Origin of the sequence: Acinetobacter sp. SA01, from assembly GCF_011319235.1 — a bacterium.
In the GTDB taxonomy this organism is placed as follows: Bacteria; Pseudomonadota; Gammaproteobacteria; order Pseudomonadales; family Moraxellaceae; genus Acinetobacter.
The window spans coordinates 1-204 of sequence record NZ_WXXM01000068.1; the positions used below are offsets into that span (position 1 = coordinate 1).

Here is a 204-nt window from a genome sequence, read left to right on the forward strand (position 1 = left end):
TAACCATTAGTGCTGCTGATCTGAAACTTGCAGCAGGTGAAAGCACCACGATTACTTTCAGCTTTAATGAGCCGGTCAGCGGCTTTAGCCAAGGTGATGTGATTGTAGTGGGCGGCAGCTTAAGTGCGATCACACCGGATGCAACTGGCCAGACCTGGACGGCAACGTTTACCCCGGATGGCTCAGGTACAGCACCAAGTATCA

Annotated in this window: 1 protein-coding gene; it reads left to right on the forward strand. The window is 52.0% G+C overall.

Annotation, left to right across the window (positions count from 1 at the left end; translation table 11 throughout):
- On the forward strand, positions 1-204 hold a 204-nt coding region (locus GTU69_RS17010), incomplete at both ends, for an Ig-like domain-containing protein (protein ID WP_166172248.1).